Genomic DNA, 24,127 nt, shown 5'->3' with positions numbered 1-24,127 from the left:
AACCTGCTTCCACGGCATGGCGATACCTCCTGTATCGTCAGCTTAATGTGTCAGGTATGTCTCCGAACACCTGTCAGGCATGTCCCCGGTCCATACAAAGGGATGGGGAGGAGAAAAAAGAATATGTTCTATGGTTTCTTCTCCTCCCCATTTCAAATGGGGAGGTGCCGAGCAAGCGAGCCCAAAGGGCGCAGCGCTGCCTGCCGGCGAGGCTCGAGGCGGAGGGGTCTACCTACTGTCGATGTGTCAATCTTTTCGGTGATAGGTATTATGCCGCGGAACAGGCGGAACGACACGAAGTCTTAATCGCCCTGAACCCACCGCGCAGCCGCTTTTTCGCAAGGAGATCCACAGATTACACAGATTACACAGATTGTTCTTAATCCCTCTAATCTGTGAAATCTGTGGACCCGCTAATTGATTAAAGCGCAATCCGAAAAGGGCGTCACACTTTGTCGGATTGCGCTCTAGAGCTTGAGAATAGCCTTCACATTGAGGTCGTAGATCAGGATCACCAGACCGATCAGCGCCGTCTGCAACACGTCGCCGAGATACAGCAATACCGGATTGAACGGGAAGGGCGCCCCGTCGGGGATCTGGCTGATGATAAACGTGACACCGAGGAGATAGATCAGCCCGCCGATCGCCATGACTGTGACCAGCGCCGTTGCCATCAGCGTGGCCATGCGCAGATTGTTTTCCTGCTCACGCGTGACCGGATAGGGCGTCCCGCGCCGGCCGAAACGGTAGAAAACCGTGCCGCCGCTGGATGACGTGCCGAAAAACATCTTGTCGATCATGCGGTCACTTTGCCCGGGATGAAGTAGAGTCTGCGCCCTTTCTTGGGGCTTGGCAAGAGCGACGCTATCCACTCCCAATCGCTGGCCGGAAGCTTTCGACCAGCGATCCGGCCACGAGCCGCCAGCCGTCGACGAGCACGAAGAAGATCAGCTTGAACGGTAGCGATACCACCACGGGCGGCAGCATCATCATCCCCATGCTCATCAGCACCGAGGCCACGACAAGGTCGATAACCAGGAACGGCACGAACAGCAGGAAGCCGATTTCGAACGCCTTTTTCAACTCCGAGATCATGAAGGCTGGCGTCACCACCCGCACCGGCAGGTCCATCTTGTCCTGTGGCATCTCTATCTTCGACAAGCGAACGAACAGCCCAAGATCGTCATTGCCGACCTGGGCCAGCATAAAGGCCTTGACCGGCTGGGCGGCCGCGTCGAAAGCCTGGGGCAGCTCCATCTCCTGGTCCATCAGCGGCCGGATTCCCTGGGCATAGGCGGCCTCGTAGGTCGGGGCCATGACGATGGCTGACAGGAACAGCGACAGCGAAATGATCACGGCATTGGGCGGGCTCTGTTGCAGGCCGAGCGCCGTGCGCAGAAGCGACAGCACCACCACGATGCGGATAAACGACGTGGTCATGATGACGATCGACGGCGCCAGAGACAGCACCGTCATTAGCCCGACGAGTTGCACCACCCGCGACGACAGCCCACCGCCAGTGCCCAGGTCGAGATTGACCGACTGGGCAATGGCGTGGAACGGAAAGATCATCATCGCAAAGCCCAGCACAAACGTCGCCAGGATGATGAGATTCATCTTGGTCGCGGACATTTCCTTGTGAGTCTTCGCCTTTTTATGTCGCTTCACAACAGGGAACTCAGAACAGGTCGTCATCTTGGCTCACCGGAGGGGAGGCGGGTTTGACCGCGGACTTTGCCACCGGATCCGGCGCAGGTTTAGGGACAGGTTTCGACGTTGGTTTCGGGGCCGGCTTGTGGCGTGGCTCGATCAGCTCGCGGCCTTCGCCCAGCAGAATCAGGCGTTCCTCGTCATCGAGCCGGACGAGGACCAGGCGGCGTGCCGGGTCCAGCACCAGGGTCTCGATGACCTTCAGCCGGCGTTCGCCGCGCTGGGCCTGCAACCGTGCCATCAACTGCGGCGCATAGCGGCGCAGGACATAGGCCAAGCCCAGGATCATGCCTAGCACGATCGACAGGGCAAAGAGGGCTTTCAAGATATTGAGCAGGTCCATCCGGCTACCTTTGGTACACGAAGCTGTTGTGTCCCGGGAATGGTTAACGCGCGATTTACTTAAAGCCTTCATTAACCAAAAGGTGGGAATATTTTGCCGTAGGGTTTGGAGAGGTGCGTCATGAGTTTGAACGACATACCGCTGATGGGCGCGCTCAAGTCCCGTATGGGGTGGCTCAGCGACCGGCAAAAGGTGGTGGCCGAGAACGTCGCCAATGCCTCGACGCCGGGCTTCAAGCCGCACGATCTGTCGCCGCAAAACTTCAGCGCCCTGGTCCGGGGTGAAGCGCCGCAAGGCAATATGGGCCTGACCCTGACCAATACCCAGCATATGGCGCCACAGACTTCGTTTCGGCCGGGCGTCAAGGTGGTTCTGTCGCCGGATTCCGAGACGACTATGGACGGCAACGGCGTCGTATTGGAAGAGCAGATGCTGCGGATGGCTGAAAGCCGGATGCAGTTCCAGGCGGCGGTCGGATTTTACGAAAAATCAATGGCCATGATGCGTATGGCCATCAAGGTGCCGGGACGTTGAGTTTTTTTAGGCCGGCCGCGAGAAGCGCTCCTGGCTCTAACCCGCGCTCAAGCAGCGAAGCGATAGCGCAAAGGAAACGCGCTCAAGCAGCGAAGCGATAGCGCAGAGAAAACGCGCTCAAGCAGCGAAGCGATAGCGCAGAGAAAACGCGCTCAAGCAGCGAAGCGATAGCGCAGAGGAAAAGATTATGGTGAAGGAAATTCGTCCGGACTCAGCGATGGCGGTGGCCGCCTCGGCCATGAAGGCCCAGCAGGCCCGCATGCGTATCACGGCTGAAAACATCGCCAACGCGAATTCGCTGGGCACGACGCCGGGCGCCGATCCCTATCGCCGCCAGGTACCGGTGTTCCAGTCGGCCAAGATCGACGGCGCCACGGGCGTGCGTCTCGCTCGGGTGGTGCCGGACATGAAGGACTTCGCCACCGTATACGACCCATCGCACCCGGCGGCCGATGCCCAGGGCTATGTCAAGCGCCCCAACGTCGACACGCTGATGGAAACCATGGACATGCGCGAGGCCCAGCGGGCCTATGAGGCCAACCTCAATGTCATCGAGACGGCGCGCGACATGAACCAGAAAATCCTCAACATTCTGCAGAAGTAAGGGACTAGGCCATGATGACTCCGCTCGCAGCCGCCCGTGCCTATGGCGCCGCCATCAAGCAGGCCGACACCCTGGGCGGTGGCGGCGGGGGGGAGGCTGTATCGGCGCCCGACTTCGGCAAGATGTTGCAAGGCGCCATGGAGCAGACCCTGAAAAGCACCGGGCAGGCCGAGCATATGATGATCCAGCAACAGGCCGGCCAGGCCGAGCTGATCGACGCGGTGACGGCGGTATCGAGCGCAGAATTGCAATTGCAGAGCGTGATTGCGATCCGGGACCAGGTGATCAGTGCGTATCAGGAAATCATGCGCATGCCGATCTGACGGGAGCGCGAAATTCGCACTTCCTTAATCTCATCTTAACCACGCACCCGGCAAAATTAGCCGGGTAAACGTCGGCAGGAATTGCCGGTGTGCAGACTTGAGGGTGACGATGAGTGGTGCCGAAGTTCTGGGCGTGGGCCGTGATGCCATCTGGCTGACCATTCAGCTGTGCACGCCGATCCTGCTGGTCGGCCTGGTTGTTGGTGTCGCCATTGGCCTGTTCCAGGCCCTGACCCAAATACAGGAAGCCACACTGATCTATGCCCCCAAGATCATCTGCATCTTCCTGGCCCTGCTGCTGCTGCTGCCATTGATGGGCGCACTGCTGTCCAGCTTTATGCATGAGATCATCAACAAGATCGCAGCGATGTAGCCATGCTGCTCCAGGAACTCGCCTTGCGCGGACTGCCTGGCGGGGAAGGCGAGGTCAATTCCTTTTTCGGGACTTCGACCCAGCTGTGGGCCGTCGGCCTGATCTTCCTGCGCCTGGCCAGCATGATCATGCTGATGCCCGGTTTCGGCGACCAGGCCGTGCCGGCACGCGTGCGTGTCGGTTTCGCCCTGATGCTGGCCCTGGTTATCACGCCGATTGTCAGCAATACCCTGCCGGCCCTGCCCAACTCGCTGGGCGATATGCTGGGCATCGTCCTGCATGAGGTCATTATCGGCCTGATGCTGGGAACCCTGATGCGGGTGCTGATTTTCGCCCTGATCATCGCCGGCGAAATCATGTCGCTGCAGACCACCCTGTCGTTTGCCCAGACCGCCAATCCGACCCAGGCCCAGCCGTCGACCTCGCTGGGTACGTTTCTGGCCATGTTGGGCATGGTGCTGATCTATGCCACCAACCTGCACCATCTCTTCATCCGCGCCATGGTCGATTCCTATCAGGTTTTCGCACCGACCCGCGACGTGATGGTCGGCGATGCTACGACCCTGATGCTGGAGACGGTCAGCAAGACCTTTGTCCTGGCGCTGCAGATGTCGGCGCCCCTGATCGCCTTTGCGCTGGTGTTCAACATCGCCACCGGCTTTATCGGGCGGATGATGCCAAACTTTCCGATCTTCTTTGCGGCCACGCCGGTCAATGTGCTGGCCGGGTTAAGCATCCTGGCCCTGGGGCTGGGCGCTACGGGTATGGTATTCATCGAGCATTACGAAGAGCTGCTCGCCTACTTCATCAAGGGAGTAAGGTGATGCAGACTCTCTTATACCTCCCCGCGTGCGGGGAGGGGGACCATGAGCAAGCGAAAACGCAGCGAAGCGAAGTGAAGCTTTGCGAAATGGTGGTGGGGCGACTTTGCGTCGGCGTAGCGGGCGACAGCGCTTGCCAAAGAAAGTCGCCCCACTACCCCATCTCGCTCGACCTGACGGTCTTTGCCCGTGCGGTCCCCCTCCCCGCCTGGCGGGGAGGGGGGGAGACCGTCCATGGCTGAAGAACCCGACAGCGAGGACAAGACAGAAGAGGCCTCCGCCCGAAAACTCCAGCAGGCCCGTGAAAAGGGTGATGTTGCGAAATCCGGTGACTTACCCCAGGCGCTGTCCCTCATTGGGGCATGCGCCGTCATCGCGATTGCCGGTCCATCTCTGGCGCGCGGCCTGGTCGAAGACCTTTTGCCCTTTCTGGCTCACCCGCAACAGCTTCTCGGTTCGCTGGAAGGCGATGGCGGCCTCACCATCCTGAAAGACATCGTCTTCGGCATGCTGCCGATCCTGATCATCGTCATGGGCGTGACCCTGCTGTTCGGCGTCGGCGGTCACGTCATGCAGACCGGTCTGATGTTCACAACCGAAAAGATGAAGCCAAGCCTGACCAAACTGAACCCCATGACCGGGTTCAAGCGCCTGTTCGGCTTCGACGCCTTGATTGAGTTCGTCAAGACCGTGGTAAAGCTGATCATCACCGGAGCCATCGTGTGGATGGTGCTGAAAGACCGGCTATGGGAGGTTCTGGCTCTGACCAAGGCGTCGCCGCTACTGATCTTGCCCTATACCCTGGAAGTGTTCATTGCCCTGGCCATGGCGGTGTGTATTTTCCTGTTTATCGAGGGCGCCGGCGACTACATGTGGCAACGCTTCCGCTTTATGCAGCGCATGAAAATGTCCAAGCAGGAGCAAAAAGAAGAATACAAGCAGATGGAAGGCGATCCGTACGTCAAGGCCAAGCTTCGCCAGATCCGGATGGAAAAGTCGCGCCGGCGGATGATGTCCAATGTCAAGGACGCCACCGTGGTCATCACCAACCCGACCCACTATGCCGTGGCGCTGAAGTTCGAGATGGGCAAGATGCAGGCGCCGTTGTGCGTCGCCAAGGGCGTCGATACCCTGGCTTTGAAAATCCGGGAAGAGGCCGCAAAGCACGATGTCCCGATCGTCGAGGATGTGCCCCTGGCGCGGGCGCTCTATGCCGCCATCGATATCGACGAGACCATCCCCGAAGAGCATTTCGCCGCCGTGGCCAAGGTCATCAGCTTCATCCTCGCCAGGAGGCGCCGGGGGTTCTGATCGGGTAACTCCCGGATTCTTATAAATTTTGAATCAGAGCGCACTTTCGTCAAATGGGATACACTCGCCTTGTGATTCGCTGGTCGGGCGATTGCCGCCCGTCCAGCCACGCGTTGTGTGAGGATATCGCTTTGCCCGATCGTCAAGGTGCCAAGATCAAACCCGCTGCGGAAGCCGCCGCGCCGACTGCCGCTTCCAAACCGACCGCCAAAGGTAAGCTGGGCCGGCTGGAGAAGATCGCCAGTCCGATGAGCCTGGTGATCGTCGCCGGCATTGTCGCCTTTGCCTGCCTCGGCGTCTGGCTGGTGGCGGGCAAGCTGCCGATCGGCGTTGTCCTCGCCATCATCCTGATTGCCTTTGCCGGTGTCATATTTCTGGGCATGTTCGCCTTTAACACCGAAGAGGAAATTCTCAGCGCCGAGGGCTTTACCGGCGCCGACATCGTCGGCGCGATGGAAGAACCGGCTGCCGTGGCCGCCTTCGATGGCCATATCATGGCGGTCAATGCCGCCTGGCGCGACGCCGGCGGCGGCCAGCGCCGCCTGCCCCAGGGCGATGAAGCGCCGGCTCTGTTCGTGGCGCTGCGCGAAGCCAAGGCCCAGGGCCATGGCCGCGCCCTTGTCCGTCTTGGCGGCTTTGACTACGAAATGGTCGCGTCGCGCCTGGGCGAAGACCTTGTCCTCGTTCGCGCCGCCTCGCAGGGCGTGCTCGGCAACGGCCTGATGCTGCACCACGAAGACGTCAATCCGATCAAGCAGTCCGGATTCCTGCCCGATGGCGGTGACACCGAAGCCAAGGCCGAGATGCCGCCGGCCGAAATGGATGCCTTTGCCGGTTCCGCGCCATTCGGCGCGGCCCTGGTCATCGACAATGCCGGCAATGGCGATCTGTTCGCGTCGCGCATCAAGGACTACAACACGGTCTTCGCCGCCCTCGTCGAAAAAACGCCGGATGATCTCAAGGGTCTCGATTTCGGTGCCCTGGTCACAGAAAACTCGCGCGCTGACCTGATCGAGAAGACCCGCACCGGCAAGGCCGGGCCGTTTGACATCCAGCTGACCGCCAAGGCCTCGCGCTCGGTGCAGATCTATGTTTCTCCTGTGGCCGGGGGCTTCTGCCTGTATCTGTTCGACGTCTCGGAACAGAAGAAGCTGGAACAGACCCTTGTCCAGTCGCAGAAGATGCAGGCCATCGGCCAGGTCGCCGGCGGCATGGCCCACGACTTCAACAACCTGCTGACCGGGTTCAAGTTCCGTAACGACCAGCTCCTGCTCAACCATCCGCTGGGCGACCCGTCCTATGAGGATCTGAACGGCATCAAGCAGATCATCGTCCGTGCAGAGGACCTGGTGCGCAATCTGCTGGCCTTCGCCCGCAAGCAGACCGTCAAGCGCGTCACCATGAATGTCGGCGAGATGGTCAGCGAGGCTGAGGTCCTGCTGCGCCGTCTGGTGCGCGAAGACGTCAAGCTGGAAACCGATTATGGCCGCAACCTGCCCAATGTCCATGTCGACAAGGGCCAGATGGAAATGGTCATGATGAACCTGGTCGTCAACGCCCGCGACGCCATGAAGGCTCAGGGCGGTGGCAAGGTGATGATCGCCGCCAAGGCCCTGACCCAGGCCGAGGCCAGGTGGCGTGGCTGGGATACTGCCCCGGCCCAGGGCGCGGCCATGATCGAGGTGTCCGACACCGGTCCGGGTATCCCGCCGGACATCATGTCGCAGGTGTTCGAACCCTTCTTCACCACCAAGCCGCTGGGCGAGGGGACGGGCCTGGGCCTGTCGACCGTGCACGGCATTATCGCTCAGGCCGGCGGCCACATCCAGATCGATTCCCAGCTGGGTCAGGGTGCGACCTTCCGCATCTTCCTGCCGGTGTGGGTCGAGGAGGAAAAGACCCCTGCCGCGCCCAAGCCGGAAGCGGCGGCCAAGCCTGTGCCGAAGGACCTTTCGGGAGTCGGCCGCATCCTGTTCGTCGAGGACGAGCAGATTGTGCGCGGCATAGCTGCCCACCTGCTGCGTCAACGCGGCTACGACGTGATCGAGGCCTGTGACGGCGAAGAGGCCCTTGAGATCATTGAGGCGGAAAATGGCAAGTTCGACCTGCTGATTTCCGACGTCATCATGCCGGGCCTGGACGGGCCGTCGATGCTGAAACGTGCCCGGCCGATGATCGGAAATGTGCCGGTGATGTTCATCTCAGGCTATGCCGAGTCGGAATTCTCGGACCTGCTGGAAGAGGAAAAGAACGTCAGCTTCCTGCCCAAGCCGCTGGACATCAAGACCCTGGCTGAGAAGGTGAAGGAGCAGCTGGCGGCTTAGACCCTTCCGGCCGTTTGCGGTCGGACGGTACTGAGCTGCGTTCCGGCGCCTCGCAGACGCTCTTGCCCTTGACCCGAACCGTCTGGGTCCTGTCCTGGAAGGTGACCTTCAGCTTGCCCTTGACCAGATAGGCGCCCCAGTTGTCGGCGCCGCTGGCTTGCTCGATGGTGACGTCCTCGACTACGGTCAGGGCCGCCATCTTGTTTTCGAATTTGGCGGTCGAGCGCTCTTCGCCGCGGTCGCCGCCCGATGCGTGCAGGCTGAACACTTCACCGTCGATCTTGATATAGGCGCGCCCGCCGACGTCTTCGAAAATGGCGCGGCTTTCGTCGACGGCACTGCCTTCGCGCGCCATCCAGGTGTAGCAATCGCCTTCGTGGCCTTCGCCGGGCGCCAGTTCATCGATAGAAAACGTGGCTGCGGTGGCCGCTGTGGGCAGGAACGCAAGTAGGGTCAGAGTCGTGATGATGGTGCGCATGATAGTCCCCTCGTGGTGGACTATAGTTAATCACGACTTGGCCTTCACGTAAATACGGTGCAGGATTCGGATATGACGACAGCCGACGACATCATTGCGAAACTTGACCTGAAGCCGCATCCGGAAGGCGGGCACTACCGCGAGACCTTCCGCGATCCACGCCGAATCAATGGCCGAAGCGCGTCAACGGCCATCTATTATCTGCTCAAGGCCGGCGAGGTTTCGCACTGGCACCGGGTCGATGCCGTCGAGGTCTGGCACTGGTATGGCGGGGCGCCCTTGCGACTGGCCGTGCATGACCGGGGTGCGACGGTTTTGCATGTGCTCGGCCCGGATGAACCTCAGGTTGTGGTGCCAGCCGGCGCCTGGCAGGGGGCGGAGTCGGCGGGCGACTGGAGCTTGTGCGGCTGTACTGTGGCGCCCGGCTTTATGTTTGAAGGGTTCGAGATGGCGCCGAAAGGCTGGTCGCCCTGAAAGAATCCCCTCTCCCCGCCCGCGGGGAGAGGTTAGGGTGAGGGGCGGGGCGTCTTATACCAACCCTCGATGACCTTCACTCATCGTGGGTTGGCAAGCGCGACTGCGCGCCCGAGCTTTTGCGAGGAGCCATGCGGCGCTTGAGCTGAAAAAATGCGAATACCAAGCGTCATTCTTTATGAGGCTTGGTATCAGGAGTGCTCCGGCTTCGAAAAGCCCCTCAGGCTCGCCGCCCCTCACCCGATCGCGTTCACTTCGTTCCGCTCTCGTCCTCTCCCCGCGAGCGGGGAGAGGTAACTCTAAACCACCGGCGCCGCAATCCGTTCCAATCGATCAATCAGTCTATGCCGTTCCGCTGTATACCCCTTGTAGTCGAGCTGCTCCGGCGTCAACGCTTCCAACTGATCGATCAAAGTCCGGGCCAGTTGCGGGCCTTCCAGGTGCGATTCCATCGCCTCCATCGGATCGATCATGATGCGGATTGCAAATACAATATCGCCCGACCGTGGCAGCTTGCGGAGGGTCTGGCGTTCCAGCCGGAAAAACACCCGGTCGGCAATGTCGCCGTCACCGAAGCGCTTGACCTGATTGCCCGGTTCCGGGTGATACAGCACGTCATCGCCGTACAGCGACCAGTTCCACCGCACCACAGGCACCTGAAGATTGTCGAACATGCGGTTGATCAGCTCGTTATTACGCGAGCCTTCGCCGAAGCCCGGCACCGGACCGTGAACCTGATGCATCGGCTTGCCGAACTTGTCGCGCAGCCGCCACGACGACGGAAAACACAGACACGCCGCCGCCAGCCGCCAACCGTCCTCGCCCTTGCGCATGATGACCAGATCGTCCTGAACCAGTTGCGACGCGGTCAGCAACGGCGGCACGAAATCGTCCAGCCTGACCCTCCGGAAAGCCTGCGGCATAGCGATGCCGTTGCCGTCCAGTTGGTACTGGTCGGGATAACGCTCCAGCAGGTGCGGAATGAGCATCTCCAGCACCTCGGCCTGGGCGTCCTCGGTGCCCACCTCCATAGCGAACGCGTCATGCGAATGCCGCGCCAGCACCCGGTCCTTTTCGTCGAGATGATCGCGCAGGTGATGATCGACATCGATCCAGTCGCCAGCCTCTAGCGGCTTCAGACCGATGGTGAACAGCTTCGATGAGCCGTCATAGGGGGTGTGCAGTTTACGCATGTCGCCTCATAGCACGACGGATAGGCAAGCAACAAAAATCCGGTCCAGGCAGGCCCGAACCGGATCTTCAAACTTGGTGCCAGCTGGCCGACTACTTCTTGAGGAAGCCGCCGAACTTGTTGTTGAAACGCGAGACGCGGCCACCGCGGTCGAGCAGGGTGCCGGTACCACCGGTCCAGGCCGGATGGGTGCGCGGGTCGATGTCGAGGTTCAGCACAGCTTCAGCCTTGCCGTAGGTCGAGCGCGTCCGGTATGTGGAGCCATCGGTCATGGTGACCGTGATCCAATGATAGTCGGGGTGGCCTTCTTTTTTCATCGTCGGGTTCCTTCACGTCCAGCCAGCATAAGCGCGGACGCCGAATAATTGCATGGTCGCGCGACATACATGATGACGCGTTGCAGCGCAAGCCAATACTCGCTACACCCGGCCCATGGCTGACTCCTCCCCCCAGATCGAAAACACCGACCGTCCCGGCGCCGGCGCCGAGCTTATCGGCGACATGCGCGCCACCGCTGCGCGGCGGCCCAAGACGCGTGATCTTCGGCCGCTGATGCGTCTGGGGCCCTATCTGTGGCGACAGCGGGTCAATGGCCTGTTCATGCTGCTCTTCCTGGCCCTCTCCTCGGCAACCCTGCCGGTGATGACCTTTGTGGCGCGCGAACTGATCGACAAAGGCTTCGGCTCAGGCAATGTCGAAGAACTGAACCGCTGGTTCCTTGTCCTGGGCGGCGTCGCGCTGGTTATGGCCCTGGCGACGGCGCTTCGCTACTTTTTCATCACCCGCATGGGCGAGCGCATCGTTGCGGACCTGCGTGAGGACGTCTTCGGCCATATCCTTAAGCTCGATCCGGGCTTCTTCCTCAAGATGCGCACCGGCGAAGTGATTTCGCGCCTGACCGCCGATATCCAGATCATCGAAACCCTGGTGGCGGCGTCGATCTCGATTGCCCTGCGTAATCTGCTGAGTTTCGTCATCGGCCTGGCCCTGATGATGGTGGTGTCGCCGAAACTGACCCTGATGGTCCTGGCCATGTTTCCGTTTATCCTGGTGCCGCTGATCACCTTTGGCCGCCAGGTCGGCAAGGTGACACGCGAAACCCAGGACATGTTCGCCCGCGCCGTCGGCTTTGCCGGCGAATCGCTGGATGCGCTCGAAACCGTGCAGGCCTTTGTGCGCGAACGCTTTACCCAGAACCGCTTCAATGATGGCGTTGAGGCTGCCTACACCAAGTCGGTGTCGCGCATCGTGACGCGCGCCACCATGACCGCCATGGTCATTTCGCTGGTTTTCGGCGGTACTTCGGTCGTGCTGTGGCTGGGAGCGCAGGACGTATTGAACGGCAAGATGTCGAACGGTGTGCTGATCCAGTTCGTGATGCTGGCGATCTTTACTGCCGGCTCGGTGGCCAACCTGAATGAGACCTGGGCCGATGTCCAAAAGGCCGCCGGCGCCATGCTGCGCATCGATGAACTGCTGCGCTCGGAGCCCAATATTCAGGCGCCGAAGGACGCCGTCGCCCTGCCGCTGCCGGCGCGCGGCGAGATCGCGTTCGACAGCGTCGATTTCGCCTATCCGTCGCGGCCGGATACCCCGGTGCTGGACGGTTTCAGCCTGCATATCAAGCCGGGCGAGACCGTGGCCCTGGTTGGGCCTTCGGGGGCGGGTAAGTCGACCGTGTTCAAGCTGCTGCTGCGCTATTACGAGTTCGAGACGGGAACGATCGCCCTGGATGGCATTGATATCCGCCGCGCTGACCCAAAGGCGGTGCGCGAACGCATGGCCCTGGTCGCTCAGGATACGGCGTTGTTCTCAGGCTCGCCGGCGGACAATATCCGCTTTGGCCGCGAAGGCGCTACGGATGACGAAATTCGTGCCGCCGCGACCAAGGCCCAGGCCCTGGACTTTATCGAGGCCCTGCCAGAAGGTTTCGACCACCCCCTGGGCGAACGCGCCCGCTCGCTGTCGGGCGGCCAGAAACAACGGCTGAGCATTGCCCGTGCCCTGGTGCGCGATGCGCCGGTCCTTTTGCTGGACGAGGCAACGTCTTCGCTGGACGCCGAGAACGAGCGCCTGGTCCAGGCGGCGCTGAACGAGGCCATGGCCGAGAGGACGACGCTGGTCATCGCCCACCGCCTGGCGACAGTGTTGAAGGCCGACCGGATTGTGGTCATGGACCACGGGAGAGTGGTCGACAGCGGCACGCATGAGGAACTTGTGGCGCGCGACGGGCTATATGCGCGGCTGGCGGCCTTGCAGTTCGGCGGGTAGACGCGGAGGCGCCCATGATCGACGGTCCGGATTTTACCTCGGCGGTTCGCGCCATTGTGGCTGATGACCGCGACAGCCTTGTTCGTCTGCTGGAAAACGGCCCCCATCTGGTACGGACCGCATCTGTGATTCAGCCTCAGGGTGGGAGCCAGGACGCAGTCATTACCGACATTGCCCACTATCTCTATGGTGGTGACACCCTGCTGCATATGGCGGCAGCCGGATTTCGCCGCCGCATGGCCGAAGACCTGCTGAGCCGTGGCGCGGATGTCGTCGCGAGCAATCGCCGTGGCGCTCAGCCTTTACACTACGCCGCCGACACCAACCGGGTCCTGCCCGGCGCCCAGGCCGAGACGATCGCCGTTCTGCTCAGGGCCGGTGCCGATGCCAATGCTCTGGACATGTCCGGTGTGGCGCCGCTGCATCGCGCGGTCCGAACGCGTGGCTCTGCCGCTGTCGAGGTCCTCCTGGTCGGGGGCGCCGATCCCAATCTGAAAAACGGCAATGGCGCCTCGCCCCTGCACCTGGCCTTGCGCACGACCGGCCGCGGCGGCAGCGGCACGCCGGCAGCCAAACGTGAACAGGCGGAGATTATTCGCCTGTTGCTGGCGGCGGGCGCAAACCCGAACGAACGGGACGGGCAGGGGCATTCGGCGCGCGATGTTGCGGCGGCGGCGGGAAACGAGCTGTGACACCACGGATGGAACGCTGACCTTCTTATCCTCCACCGCTTGCGGGGGAGGTGCTGAGCAAGTGAGCCCCCTATGGGGCGAAGCGCGTCGAAGCGGAGGGGGCGACAGTGCACAGGCTCCCCCTCCGTCTCGACGCGCTTCGCTTTTCAAGCTTGCTTGCTCGACACCTCCCCCGCAAGCGGTGGAGGATAAGGGCGGTTGGGCCCCACCTTCGCATCTTCGCGTGGAATACTTTTTTGTCATCCGGGGTCAGGCCGGAACCATCGCCGAAAACAAGCAAGAAGTCCCACGCGAAGGGATTGAAACCTAACCCGCGAACATCGCCGTCGGCAGGCCGGTATGACCGCGCAGGCTGGCCTTCGGGATTTCGAACAAGGTCCCCGCTTGCGGATCGTCGGCATCGACCGGCGGCTGGGCGGCGGTCGTCACGAACATCCGGTCCAGGTTTTCTCCGGCGAAGGTCATGCTGGTCGACTGTTTCGCCGGCACCGGGATAGCGAAATCGATCGTCCCGTCCGTCTTGAAGCGCGTCACCCGGCCGCCGTTATAGTGAGCGATCCAGATGCTGTCCTGGGCATCGACCGTAATGCCATCGGGCGCACCCACGCCAGCCGGAAATTTGACGAATACCCGCTTGTTCGCCAGCGATCCGTCCGCCGCCACGTCGAAGGCATAGACAATGCCTTCGGAGGATTCGTTGTGGTACATGCGCGATCCGTCGGCGCTGAAGCCCGGGCCATTGGTGCACAAATAGGGGCTGTCGACCTTGTGGACGCTAAGGTCCGGATCGATGCGGTACAGCGCCGCCGTCTTCTGATTGAACGGCATGTGCATAGTGCCGGTCCAAAGCCGGCCGTGTGGATCGACCTTGGCGTCGTTTAGCCGGTTGTCGCTGTTTTCCGGCTCGATGTCGAACAGCGGCGTCAGGCTGAATGGCTCCAGGGTCAGGGCATGGACGGTGCGCAGGATGGCGACCAAAAAGCCGCCCGACTTGCGCAGCACCACCCAGTTGATCAGATCCGGCATGTCCCAGTGTTTCAGTGCGCCATCGTCAAGACCATAGGCGTGCAGCTTCTTGCCGCGGATATCGACCCAGTAGAGTGTGTTATCACGCTCCGACCACAACGGCCCTTCGCCCAGGATCGAGCCGGGCGGACTTATGGCCTTAGGCGTTTCATCGGCGCGGGCCAGGGAAGGGAGAGCTGCCAGGCTCAGGCCTGAAGCAAGCGCGGTGCGGCGGCTGATCATGGGGTATCTCCTCAACGTTTTCTGTTTTCCCCCTTGATAGGGAATTTTGACTTCAGCCGGGCATTGCCGAAAATATACGGCAAAATCCGGGCGATATTGCGGGCATCATCGATGCCGCGGTGGTGGGTACCGGAAAAGGCCAGGCCGGCCATGTCGACGGCATCACCTAGTCCGGGTTTCTTGGACAAACCTTGTTTTTCGACGATCAGAGCCTTGAGATTCAGATGCGGCGCGCTGATCGGGTAGGACGCATTGTGAAAGGCGCAGTCCTGTCGAAGCTGTTTGAGATCGTAATCGCCCCACGAACAAAAGACGAAGTCGCTGAACTGATACAGCCAAGCCTTGAAGGCCTTAATGGCGTCGGCAAAGTAGGGCGCGGCATCGACGTCGGCCTGTTGTATCGAGGTGAGATAGGTGCAGAAGGTTGTTAAATGCGGGTGCCTGACAGGGCGAATAAAGCTCTGGTACTCGCTGACGACCTGAAGTCCGGTCGCTTCCACCATCACCGCGCCGATCTCTATAATCTCCATATGATCGCGCGGCACCGCCCCTTGGTCGCAGCAGGTGGCTTCAAAGTCCACAACGAGATAGTGTTCCGGTTGCACGGTATGGCCTTGAGCTTGGTACCTACCAAGGAGGCGCGCAAAACCGCCCGCCTGTCAAGCTCCTCATTTATCTTATAAATATCTGATTTGTAAGATAAATACTCACCAGAAGATAACAATGGCTGTCTTTTTTTCTCCTCCCCGCCTGTCGGGGAGGGGGACCGCTCGAGTTAGTGGAGGTCTGAGGCGAAAGGCCGATGACCGGAGTGAACGACGTGCGGTGGTGGGGTTTCTTCCTTTCACACGCTTCCGAAGCGTTGGGTTTCTACAGCAAGAAACCCCACCACCATTCGCTTCGCGTCACTTCGTTTTGCTTCGCTCACGGTCCCCTTCCCGGGCTCGCCGGCAAGCAAAGCGGGGAGGACCAATAACAACGCGGTATGCCGCGCTTTTACTTCGCCAGTTTCAGCTTTTCGATCAACTGCGGATGCAGGTCCGTATTGGAACAGACCAGCTCACCCGTGATCAGCGGCGAGGCCTCGCTGTCGATCGAGCTGAAGCGGCCGCCGGCTTCGGTGACCATTAAAAGGCCTGCCGCCATATCCCACGGCTTGATGCCGCGTTCCCAGAAGCCGTCAAACTGACCGGCGGCGACATAACACAGGTCCAGCGAACAGGCGCCATTGCGGCGGATGCCGACCGTGCGCTGCATGATCTGGTGCAGGTCCTTCAGCGCCTGGGCGTGGCCGGCCTTGCCGATGAACGGCATGCCGGTGCCGATGAGCGACTCGTCCAGGTTCTTGCGCCCCGACACCCGCAAACGACGATCATTGTGATAGGCGCCCTTGCCTTTTTCGGCCCAGTAAAGATCGTTGGTCACCGGATTGAAGGTCACACCTGCGACGATCTCGCCATCGCGCTCCAGCGCCACGGTGCAGGCAAAGTGCGGAATGCCGTGGACGAAGTTGGTGGTGCCGTCGATCGGGTCGACGATCCAGCGGTGGGTCTTGTCGGTACCGATGGTTTCGCCGGTCTCTTCACCCAGGAAGCCATAGCCCGGGCGCACGCGCGTCAACTCTTCCAGCAGGGCGGCTTCGACGCGCTTGTCGGCCGCGGTGACGAAGTCGCCAGGCCCCTTCTTGGAGACCTGGAGTTCCGACACCTCGCCGAAATCGCGGGCGACCCCCTTGCAGCCCTTGCGCACGGCGCTGACCATGACCTGGATAAGAGAAGATTGCAGTACCGTGACCATGGTCGACCTTGGGGAGAGAGGATTTACAATGTGGGTTGAGCGGTTACGCCGCTCAGTCGTTCTTGATATTGCTCTTCGTCTTGGGAACGCCTTCGCGGGCCGAAGAGCTTTCGCTCAATCTGGCATTGCCGTTGACGGTCAGTGCAACGCCACTGGCCCTGGCTTGCGGGTTATCGTTCGAAACGCTGGTTTCGGACACCATGGTCGCTGTCGTTTCCGACCTGGCCTGGCCCTGAATCGTCAGGGAAACGCCGTTTTCCACCGATGTTTTGGGCTTGTCACCAGCCTGAGCCAGTTGACCGCCGATACCCAGAACCAGAATGCCGCACGCCAGAAGAACTTTTTTCATCGCCAGCTCCTTGGTTGGAGACCGGACATCCGGCTCCGAAACGCGGTTGTCTTAGCACAGGCCTGCCTGGGCCGTAATGGCAATGTCAAAAGTGTGATTAGTCCGCGCGCTTCATATATTCGCCGCTCTCGGTCGAGACGACGATGCGTTCACCCGTGCCCATGAAGGGCGGGATCATAATGCGCATGCCGTTGGAGGCGATCGCCGGCTTGTAGGAAGACGACGCCGTTTGACCCTTGATGGTCGGCTCAGTCTCGACGACTTCCAGCACTACGGTATCTGGCAGGGTCATGCCGATGGCCTTTTCGTCGTGGAATTCGATGACCACGACCATGCCGTCATGCAGGTACTGGATTTGGTCTTCGCCGACCCATTCCTTGCTGAGGCTGATCTGTTCGTAGTTGGTTTGGTCCATGAACACCAGCATATTGCCGTCTTCGTACAGGTACGAGTGGTCCCGCTGTTCCAAGATCGCCCGCTCGACCGTGTTTTCGGAGCGGAAACGCTCGTTCAGCTTGGTGCCGGTGACCAGGTTCTTCATCTCCACCTGGGCGAAGGCGCCGCCCTTGCCAGGCTTGACATGCTCGGTCTTGACCACGGTCCACAGGCCGTTCTGGTATTCCAGGATCATGCCCGGCTTGATGGTGTTGGCGTTGATTTTCATGGATAAGACTTGTCAAGGAAAGGGTAAGTAGCGGCGGGTACTAACCTTTCGGCCACGGAAAGGCAAGGCGCTTTGACGCCAGCCCGTGTTAGGGTAGGGTGGCGACAGACACGGCAATGTCGGCCAACCAAAAAAGCAGAGCAGGGATACGTCATGACTTTACGAGTTTCTTCGGTCGCTTTGGCCTTGGTGGCTTTGTCTGCCTGCTCCCCCAAGCCCTCACCTCAGACCGAAAGCGCATCGGCCCTTTCGGCTGTCACCGGCGACCGCGTCGACTGCGCTGCGCCCGCCGGGCCAAAGACGACGGCGGACGAACTGAAGGCGCAGTATGGCAAGGACCTGGTGTTTGGCGATGTCGGCGGGCCGGAGGGCACGCAGTTGATGGGCGCTATCTTGTACCCCGACGATCCGAAACGCCGCATCGACATCGTCTGGTGGGACGACGCCAGGACCGTCGTCTCGACCGTTCGGGCGCGCGGTGAAGACAGCCGGGTTACCGGCCCCTTGGGCGTCCACGTCGGCACGGCCCTGGCTGACGTCGAAGCTGCCAACGGCAAGCCTTTCCTGATTTCGGGCTTCGGTTGGGATTACGGCGGCTATGGCGACTTTAGCGGCGGCAAGCTGAGCCGCGAGGTGGCCGGTTGCCATATCTCGCTGCGTTTCGACAATGTCAGCGGCAAGGGTGTCGTCGCTGACGGCATCATGGGCGAGGTTCAGGTCACGTCCGACGATCCACGGGTCAAGGCCTATGCGCCGGTGGTGACGGAAATCTCGGTGGGCTGGCCATTGCCGACAGGCGTCAGGCCATCAGGCGGATAGAGCCGCCAGCAACGCCCGAACCCCGGCGGCCGGGCCGTCGGGATGATTCCACACCGCGCCCGACACCGCGATAAAGTCGGCGCCGGCTTCGGCGACTTCGCGGGCATTCTCAGCTGTGATACCGCCGATGGCAACGCATGGCGCCTCCATGCTTTCCTGCCAGATGGTCAGGGTCTCCAGTTCGGCCATGTGTTCGACCGTCTTGGTCGTGGTTGGATAGAAGGCGCCGAACGCGACGTAGTCGGCGCCGGCCTCGGCGGCATCCATGGCCAGGTGGCGGGAGTTATGACAGGTGACGCCGATCATCGCCTTCGGCCCCAGGATACGACGGGCGTCCTTAGGCGACATGTCCGATTGGCCGACGTGGACGCCGTCGAGGTTCAGTTCCTTTGCCAGTTCGGCATGGTCGTTCATCAATACAGCCACATCGTGAGCGTGCGCCACAGGGACAATGGCGCGAGTCACAGAGCGAAGGTGGTCAAGCGACACATCCTTCAGGCGGATCTGCAACGCCGCAACATCACCTGCCGACAGGGCAGATTCGAGGTCGCGGGCAAAAGCTTGCGCATCATCGATGCGCGGCGGGGTGATCAGGTAAAGGCGACAATCCATGTTGCCTGCCTTAAGCAAGACGGAGCCCGAAAGCAAGGCAGCATAAGGAAAAGGGCTTACAGCGAGTTTATCATCAGGCCCTGCTTTCGACGCTCCGGCTGAATTGCCGCGACGATCGCGGCGTTTAAAATGTGCGTCATCTGGCGGGCACCGTTTGCTGCGCCTCACATTAAGCCGGCGTGGTTGCACGCTTTGGCATGGGGCCCCAGACTAAAGGAGAACACGATGATCACGAAGACCCAAAACCTGATGGCTGGCGCAATGGCCGTCCTGATGGTCACCGCACCGGCCGCCGCGATGGCGCAGGAAAGCTACGACGGCTACTGCTATGCCAAGAACAACAAGACGACCGGCACCATTATAGGCGCTGTCGCCGGCGGTGTCGCGGGCAGCCAGGTGTCGAAGAACGAACGCGGCCTGGGCGCCCTCATCGGCGCCGTGGCCGGCGGCGCACTCGGTCGCAAGATCGCCAGTGACAGCACCAAGTGCCTGAACGGCGAATACTATTCCTATCAAAGCAACGCCTATGAGCCGCTGGCGGCCCCGGACGGCTATGACGTCGTCTATTTCAAGACCCGACCCAGGACCAGCGCCTACAGTGTCGTCTATTTCGACACGAACCGCCGCACGACGCCAGGCTATGCATACAACACCAATAGCGGCTATCAGACGCAGGGCCAGCCCTACTATAACAATACCTACGACAGGGCTTACAATACCGGCACTGCCGGCTGGCGCGACGACAAGGGCGTGTGGCGGACCGGTCGTCCGGTCGCCCTGGGCTGGAAGGACTCCCGCGGCCGCTGGCACGAAGGCCAGGTGCAGACCTACGGCTCGCGCGATTCGAACGGCGTGTGGCGCGAAGAGGCCGCACCGAACTACGGCTACAATTACAACGGCAACTGATACCAACCCGCGAATTTCTTGACACACCGCGGGTTGGCAAGCGCAACTGCGCGCCCGAGCTTTTGCGAGGAGCCATGGGGGGCGCCAAGTCCGGCGTTTGAGCTGAAAAAATGCGAATACCGAGAGTCATTCTTTATGACGCTTGGTATGAGCCAACCCGCCTGTGATGTAAAAGTCTCCCGGTTCGCGCCGGGAGGCTTTTTCATGCGAATGACTTGCAATTGAATCGGACGTATGTTATTTGAGACGCATTCGCATTGTCATCTGCCTGGGTTTTTTGCGTGTACGTTTGTAACTGCAACGGTATTCGTGAGCGCGACGTCAGCGCCGCTATTGCCTCTGGTGCGTGTACGCCCAAGCAGGTTTTCGATCATGCCGGCTGTCGGCCACAATGCGCCCGTTGCGTCTGCGATATGCGCGAAATGATTGACGATGCCCAGGTTTCGCTCAGCCTCGCCGCGGAATAATTCGCATTCTCGCGCTGATAGTCAATCTCATTGTCATTCTCACTAAGTTTATGGATTGATTGGTAATAATCTCTTCCCACCGCGAGGTCAGGTGGCTATGTTGCGCTGCATCTGACATGCCTAACGCCAAAAAGTGCCTGACTGACACAGGCGCACGTTTTGGATAAACGTGACGTGTCTTTCTTTGAAATGGAGATGCGCCATGAAAGGCCAGCCCGAAATCATCAAGCTGCTCAACAAGGTGCTCACCAATGAGCTGACGGCGATCAACCAGTACTTCCTGCATGCGCGGATTATCGAAAACTGGGGCCTCTATCATCTCGGCCGTATCGTCTACAAGGAATCGATCGAAGAGATGAAGCACGCCGATTTGCTGATCAAGCGCGTGCTGTTCCTCGACGGACTGCCCAATCTGCAGGACCTGCACAAGCTGAAGATCGGTGAGACCATCACCGAATGCCTGGAGGCCGATCTCGGTGTCGAGGTTCGTGGTCACGGCGTTCTGGTCGACGGCGTGAAATATTGCGAAGAAAACCGCGACTACGTCACCCGTGAATTGCTCAAGCGCATTCTGGAAGACACAGAGCATCACATTGACTTTCTGGAAACCCAGTTGAATCTGATCAAGATGATGGGCGAGCCAAACTACATCCAGAGCGGCATGAAGGAAATCGAAGGCGAGTGAACTGTTTGAGTCCGATCTGCAAAAGCCCTTTTCAAATCGGTCTCTAAACGCCTCCTGGAAAAAATGTTAATCCGCTTTGACCTTTTGCGGCGAAGCACCTAGTTTGCTCGGCAACGAAAAAGGACCCGGATTACCCTGTTGGCTGTTGTCAATCGCAGACTCGTTATGAACGCCGGGCTTGGCCTGGGCGGAGCAGCGCTGCTTGGGGCCTTGAGCGCCTGTGGCACCAAGCCGCCGGAGTCCGAAACCATCCCTGACGGTACCGAGGGCGAGGAGGTCATCGACCCCAAGCTGGCCAAGCAGGAAGGCACCCTGGAATGGGCAGTGAGCGGCAATTGGCGCAGTGGCGCCGACAAAAGCCGTGACAAGTACCGCCATCCGATCGGTCTGCTGACCTTTTTCGAGATCCGCCCCAAGCACACAGTGATCGATATGTGGCCGGGCTACGGCTATATGACCGAGATCCTGGCGCCCTATCTCAGCCGTGGCAAGGGCCAGTACGTTGCCGCATTGTTCGAATCGACATCGCCGGCCGACCAGGCCATGGCAGCGCTGAACGGGAAATACCGGGACCACTTTACCGGCAACAAGAAGCTTTACGGCGGCCTGGGTTTCACCGAATTCGGGCCGGAAAGCGGGCCTCTGGCGCCGGTGGCCTCGGTCGATTGCGTGCTCATGCTGCTGGTCATCCAGGACTGGATGATGCGGGGTTCGGTGGAAAAGGCGTTCGAGGACGCCTTTGCTGTGCTGAAACCAGGCGGTGTCCTGGGGGTCGAGCAGCATCGGGCCGATATCGGCGCCGCCCAGGATCCGGCTGGCGCCAAGGGCTATGTCCAGGAACCGTTCGTTCGCCAGCTGGCGGCCGAGGCGGGATTCCAGTTCGTCCAGGCCAGCGAGATCAACGCCAATCCGAAGGATGACAAGGATCATCCTTTCGGGGTATGGACATTACCGCCGTATCGTCAGACGGCGGAACGCGGCCAACCGCCCAACCCCGAGTTTGACGGTGCCTTGTACGAGTCCATAGGGGAGAGCGACCGCATGACTTTGAAATTCAGGAAGCCGTAATGAGCCGAATTGCTGCTCTGTCTGCCAATGCTCCGTTGATGTCGATTCCGGAATCGCGCGTGCCTGAAGGCGGATCGGGTGAATGGTATCGTGGTGCCGGCGGCTTGCGTCTGCGCCTGGGCTATTGGGAACCGAAGCGGCCGGCGCGCGGTACGGTCTTTATTTCGCCGGGCCGGTCGGAGCCGGTCGAGAAGTATTACGAGCTTATCCGCGATCTTCTGGCGCGTGACCTGTGTGTCGTGGCCCATGACTGGAGAGGCCAGGGCTTGTCGGCGCGGTTGCTGCCCGACCGGCTGAAGTGCCACGCCCGGGCGGCGGATGAGTTCATGGACGATTTCCAGCGTCTGCTCGATGGGTTCGAGGACAGGGCGCCAAAGCCGTGGATCATGATCGGCCATTCGATGGGCGCGGCCCTGAACCTGATGACGCTGATCAAGGGTGAATCAAGGATAGCGGGCGCGTTTTTCACCAATCCGATGCTGCGGATGAAGACGGGCAAGCATTCCCTCTGGTCGGTCAATTTCCGGACCAACTGGCAGGTAAACCATGGCCGCGGTACCGACTATGTGCCGGAAATTTTTGACGACCCGTTCGAGCATACGTTCGACAATGATGCTTTGACGCACGACAGGACACGCTACGAGATCTGGCACGAGCAGTTGTTTGCCTGCCCGCACCTGGCGGTCGGGTCACCGACCTGGGGCTGGCTGTCGTTCGCCCTGAAAATCGGGGAGGCCTTGCTGAAGGATAAGGGCAAGGTGGCCAAGAAGGTCAAGACACCGATTACGCTGCTGTGCTCGGGTGACGATCACCTGATCAACAAGCAGCCCTCAAAGCAGTTTGCCAAGAAGCTGGGCAAGGCCAACTATGTCGAGATTTCGGGCGCAGAGCACGAGGTGCTGATCGAGTCGGATGAGTATCGCAACGAGGCGATGCGGCACCTCGATGAGTTGCTGGACTTCGTGGCCCCGCGCGGCATTGCCGGTGAAGTGCGGCGCGAGACGCCGGTTCTGGACGAGGACATTTTGCCCGAGGATGCCGCCGGGGGTTCGCAAGAGGACCAGAAAAGCGCCTGATACAATTGGGGCGTGGGCCCAAGGACATGTTCGTTGCCCCCAAACCCTCTTCGTTTAAGCGTTCGCAGCGCCCTTCAGGTGCTCCAGCGCGGCCGCTACCAGTTCGCGCGAACATCCGGCAATCACCTGACCCGCCGTATCCGGCACAGCCTCTCCGCGCCAGTCAGTGACCACGCCGCCGGCGTTTTCGATGACCGGAATGATGGCTTCGATATCCCAGGGCTTCAGACCGGTCTCCAGGGCGATGTCCAGCATCCCCAGGGCAACCATGGCGAAGGCATAGGCATCGCAGCCATAGCGGGCAAGCTTCACGGCCTTCAGCAAACTGTTATAGGCCTCACCCTCGATACCCGGGAACAGGTTCGGATCGGTCGTCGCAATGACGGCATCGTGCAAACCGACACAGCTTCGCACCATCAACGCTGCTTCCCCGCGTGGCGTGATCAGGCGCGAGCCCAGGGGGGAGCCCAGGAACACTTCCTGCACATACGGTTGCGCAATCACACCAAGAACTGGCTCGCCGCGATGACGCATGCCGATCAGGGTCGTCCACAGAGGCAAACCTGAGATAAAGGCACGGGTGCCGTCGACCGGGTCCAATACCCAGACATACTCGGCGTCGGGTTTTTCCTCGCCATATTCCTCGCCGATAATGCCGTGATCGGGGAAATGGCGGTTGATCAGGGCGCGAATGGCGCGCTCAGCACCCTTGTCGGCCTCGGTCACCGGATCGAAACGAGACAGATGAGCCAGCTTGTTGTCAGTGTCGAGTCGGGTGCGAAACAGCGGCAAGGCAACGGCACCGGCAGCGGCGGCGAGTTCGAGCGCGAAGGCTTCGAGACGGGCAAAATCAGGTGTGTCAGACATGGGGACCCGCTTACTGTGGTTCAGCAGGCGGGTCCAGTCACGAACACGAGGATTTTCAGAACAAACCTCCGACGGCGAAGCCGGAGGCAAGCGCGCCAAGAGCGTTACTTTGGGCGCAA

29 protein-coding genes are annotated in these 24,127 nt (G+C 60.6%); 16 read left to right on the top strand and 13 right to left on the bottom strand.

The annotated features are described in order from the left end of the window. Positions 1–467: 467 nt before the first annotated feature. The 3 genes from ABAC402_RS34045 to ABAC402_RS34035 form a co-directional block, all read right to left on the bottom strand. Positions 468–800, bottom strand: coding sequence for a hypothetical protein (locus ABAC402_RS34045; protein ID WP_023450324.1), 333 nt, complete (start codon positions 798–800; stop codon positions 468–470). 64 nt (positions 801–864) lie between these two features. Then, positions 865–1,617: a flagellar type III secretion system pore protein FliP gene (fliP, locus tag ABAC402_RS34040; RefSeq protein WP_369751404.1), complete on the bottom strand. Its 753-nt coding sequence runs from the start codon at positions 1,615–1,617 to the stop codon at positions 865–867. A gap of 61 nt (positions 1,618–1,678) precedes the next feature. Beyond that, positions 1,679–2,053, bottom strand: a complete 375-nt coding sequence (locus tag ABAC402_RS34035; protein WP_023450322.1) for a flagellar biosynthetic protein FliO — start codon at positions 2,051–2,053, stop codon at positions 1,679–1,681. A 120-nt stretch (positions 2,054–2,173) separates the two neighbouring features. On the opposite strand from ABAC402_RS34035, the gene flgB reads away from it, so the two are divergent. From flgB to cckA, 7 genes are all read left to right on the top strand, one after another. Further along, a complete protein-coding gene (gene flgB, locus ABAC402_RS34030) occupies positions 2,174–2,587 on the top strand; it encodes a flagellar basal body rod protein FlgB (RefSeq protein WP_023450321.1) in 414 nt (137 codons plus the stop codon). A gap of 187 nt (positions 2,588–2,774) precedes the next feature. Continuing rightward, on the top strand, positions 2,775–3,191 hold the full coding sequence (gene flgC, locus ABAC402_RS34025; protein WP_023450320.1) for a flagellar basal body rod protein FlgC: 417 nt from the start codon (positions 2,775–2,777) through the stop codon (positions 3,189–3,191). 11 nt (positions 3,192–3,202) lie between these two features. Further along, positions 3,203–3,514 carry a flagellar hook-basal body complex protein FliE gene (locus ABAC402_RS34020; protein ID WP_023450319.1) on the top strand — a complete coding sequence of 104 codons (312 nt, stop codon included), beginning with the start codon at positions 3,203–3,205 and terminating at the stop codon, positions 3,512–3,514. Between the two features lie 109 nt (positions 3,515–3,623). After that, entirely contained in the window at positions 3,624–3,887 is a 264-nt protein-coding gene (fliQ, locus tag ABAC402_RS34015) for a flagellar biosynthesis protein FliQ (protein ID WP_023450318.1), read from the top strand. Positions 3,888–3,889: 2 nt separating this feature from the next. Then, entirely contained in the window at positions 3,890–4,711 is an 822-nt protein-coding gene (fliR, locus tag ABAC402_RS34010) for a flagellar biosynthetic protein FliR (RefSeq protein ID WP_023450317.1), read from the top strand. Between the two features lie 231 nt (positions 4,712–4,942). Further along, a complete protein-coding gene (flhB, locus tag ABAC402_RS34000; RefSeq protein WP_023450315.1) occupies positions 4,943–6,019 on the top strand; it encodes a flagellar biosynthesis protein FlhB in 1,077 nt (358 codons plus the stop codon). A 131-nt stretch (positions 6,020–6,150) separates the two neighbouring features. Then, positions 6,151–8,343, top strand: a complete 2,193-nt coding sequence (gene cckA / locus ABAC402_RS33995) for a cell cycle histidine kinase CckA (RefSeq protein ID WP_023450314.1) — start codon at positions 6,151–6,153, stop codon at positions 8,341–8,343. Here the strand turns inward: cckA and ABAC402_RS33990 are convergent. Next, positions 8,300–8,821, bottom strand: a complete 522-nt coding sequence (locus ABAC402_RS33990) for a hypothetical protein (protein WP_023450313.1) — start codon at positions 8,819–8,821, stop codon at positions 8,300–8,302. The genes cckA and ABAC402_RS33990 overlap by 44 nt on opposite strands. Positions 8,822–8,893: 72 nt before the next feature. On the opposite strand from ABAC402_RS33990, the gene ABAC402_RS33985 reads away from it, so the two are divergent. After that, a complete protein-coding gene (locus ABAC402_RS33985) occupies positions 8,894–9,295 on the top strand; it encodes a cupin domain-containing protein (RefSeq protein WP_031235772.1) in 402 nt (133 codons plus the stop codon). A gap of 299 nt (positions 9,296–9,594) precedes the next feature. On the opposite strand, the gene ABAC402_RS33980 is transcribed toward ABAC402_RS33985, so the two are convergent. Together ABAC402_RS33980 and rpmE are read right to left on the bottom strand one after the other, a co-directional pair. Then, the gene (locus ABAC402_RS33980; protein WP_023450311.1) at positions 9,595–10,488 is read right to left on the bottom strand and encodes a DUF3445 domain-containing protein; all 894 of its coding nucleotides are present in this window, start codon (positions 10,486–10,488) and stop codon (positions 9,595–9,597) included. 91 nt (positions 10,489–10,579) lie between these two features. Further along, positions 10,580–10,804, bottom strand: a complete 225-nt coding sequence (gene rpmE / locus ABAC402_RS33975) for a 50S ribosomal protein L31 (protein WP_023450310.1) — start codon at positions 10,802–10,804, stop codon at positions 10,580–10,582. 115 nt (positions 10,805–10,919) lie between these two features. On the opposite strand from rpmE, the gene ABAC402_RS33970 reads away from it, so the two are divergent. Both ABAC402_RS33970 and ABAC402_RS33965 read left to right on the top strand, forming a co-directional pair. After that, complete coding sequence (locus tag ABAC402_RS33970) at positions 10,920–12,758, top strand: ABC transporter transmembrane domain-containing protein (protein ID WP_023450309.1); 1,839 nt, start codon at positions 10,920–10,922, stop codon at positions 12,756–12,758. Between the two features lie 14 nt (positions 12,759–12,772). Beyond that, a complete protein-coding gene (locus ABAC402_RS33965) occupies positions 12,773–13,450 on the top strand; it encodes an ankyrin repeat domain-containing protein (RefSeq protein WP_023450308.1) in 678 nt (225 codons plus the stop codon). A gap of 306 nt (positions 13,451–13,756) precedes the next feature. On the opposite strand, the gene ABAC402_RS33960 is transcribed toward ABAC402_RS33965, so the two are convergent. From ABAC402_RS33960 to efp, 5 genes are all read right to left on the bottom strand, one after another. Beyond that, positions 13,757–14,698, bottom strand: a complete 942-nt coding sequence (locus ABAC402_RS33960; protein ID WP_023450307.1) for an SMP-30/gluconolactonase/LRE family protein — start codon at positions 14,696–14,698, stop codon at positions 13,757–13,759. Positions 14,699–14,709: 11 nt separating this feature from the next. Beyond that, on the bottom strand, positions 14,710–15,303 hold the full coding sequence (locus tag ABAC402_RS33955; protein ID WP_023450306.1) for a 3'-5' exonuclease: 594 nt from the start codon (positions 15,301–15,303) through the stop codon (positions 14,710–14,712). Positions 15,304–15,694: 391 nt separating this feature from the next. Beyond that, positions 15,695–16,495, bottom strand: coding sequence for an inositol monophosphatase family protein (locus ABAC402_RS33950; RefSeq protein ID WP_023450305.1), 801 nt, complete (start codon positions 16,493–16,495; stop codon positions 15,695–15,697). 52 nt (positions 16,496–16,547) lie between these two features. Next, positions 16,548–16,844, bottom strand: a complete 297-nt coding sequence (locus ABAC402_RS33945) for a hypothetical protein (protein ID WP_023450304.1) — start codon at positions 16,842–16,844, stop codon at positions 16,548–16,550. Between the two features lie 97 nt (positions 16,845–16,941). After that, positions 16,942–17,508 (bottom strand): elongation factor P, encoded by a 567-nt coding sequence (gene efp, locus ABAC402_RS33940; RefSeq protein ID WP_023450303.1) that lies wholly within the window; start codon positions 17,506–17,508, stop codon positions 16,942–16,944. A gap of 153 nt (positions 17,509–17,661) precedes the next feature. On the opposite strand from efp, the gene ABAC402_RS33935 reads away from it, so the two are divergent. Continuing rightward, a complete protein-coding gene (locus tag ABAC402_RS33935; RefSeq protein ID WP_052025336.1) occupies positions 17,662–18,327 on the top strand; it encodes a hypothetical protein in 666 nt (221 codons plus the stop codon). On the opposite strand, the gene thiE is transcribed toward ABAC402_RS33935, so the two are convergent. Then, complete coding sequence (gene thiE, locus ABAC402_RS33930; protein WP_023450301.1) at positions 18,316–18,939, bottom strand: thiamine phosphate synthase; 624 nt, start codon at positions 18,937–18,939, stop codon at positions 18,316–18,318. The two genes, ABAC402_RS33935 and thiE, sit on opposite strands and share 12 nt — an antisense overlap. Before the next feature lie 225 nt (positions 18,940–19,164). On the opposite strand from thiE, the gene ABAC402_RS33925 reads away from it, so the two are divergent. From ABAC402_RS33925 to ABAC402_RS33910, 5 genes are all read left to right on the top strand, one after another. After that, the gene (locus tag ABAC402_RS33925) at positions 19,165–19,845 is read left to right on the top strand and encodes a glycine zipper 2TM domain-containing protein (protein WP_023450300.1); all 681 of its coding nucleotides are present in this window, start codon (positions 19,165–19,167) and stop codon (positions 19,843–19,845) included. A 281-nt stretch (positions 19,846–20,126) separates the two neighbouring features. Next, the gene (locus ABAC402_RS39785; protein ID WP_082179988.1) at positions 20,127–20,312 is read left to right on the top strand and encodes a bacterioferritin-associated ferredoxin; all 186 of its coding nucleotides are present in this window, start codon (positions 20,127–20,129) and stop codon (positions 20,310–20,312) included. Between the two features lie 202 nt (positions 20,313–20,514). Next, positions 20,515–20,997, top strand: a complete 483-nt coding sequence (gene bfr / locus ABAC402_RS33920) for a bacterioferritin (RefSeq protein ID WP_023450299.1) — start codon at positions 20,515–20,517, stop codon at positions 20,995–20,997. A gap of 138 nt (positions 20,998–21,135) precedes the next feature. After that, a complete protein-coding gene (locus tag ABAC402_RS33915) occupies positions 21,136–22,065 on the top strand; it encodes a class I SAM-dependent methyltransferase (RefSeq protein ID WP_031235769.1) in 930 nt (309 codons plus the stop codon). Further along, positions 22,065–23,141 carry an alpha/beta fold hydrolase gene (locus ABAC402_RS33910; protein ID WP_023450297.1) on the top strand — a complete coding sequence of 359 codons (1,077 nt, stop codon included), beginning with the start codon at positions 22,065–22,067 and terminating at the stop codon, positions 23,139–23,141. Before ABAC402_RS33915 ends, ABAC402_RS33910 begins: the two co-directional genes overlap by 1 nt. A 54-nt stretch (positions 23,142–23,195) precedes the next feature. Here the strand turns inward: ABAC402_RS33910 and hisN are convergent, their stop codons facing one another. Then, entirely contained in the window at positions 23,196–24,008 is an 813-nt protein-coding gene (hisN, locus tag ABAC402_RS33905) for a histidinol-phosphatase (RefSeq protein WP_023450296.1), read from the bottom strand. Between the last annotated feature and the right edge of the window lie 119 nt (positions 24,009–24,127).

The organism is Asticcacaulis sp. AC402 (assembly GCF_000495835.1).
Taxonomy (GTDB): domain Bacteria; phylum Pseudomonadota; class Alphaproteobacteria; order Caulobacterales; family Caulobacteraceae; genus Asticcacaulis.
This window is presented reverse-complemented; position numbering and strand designations above follow the sequence as displayed.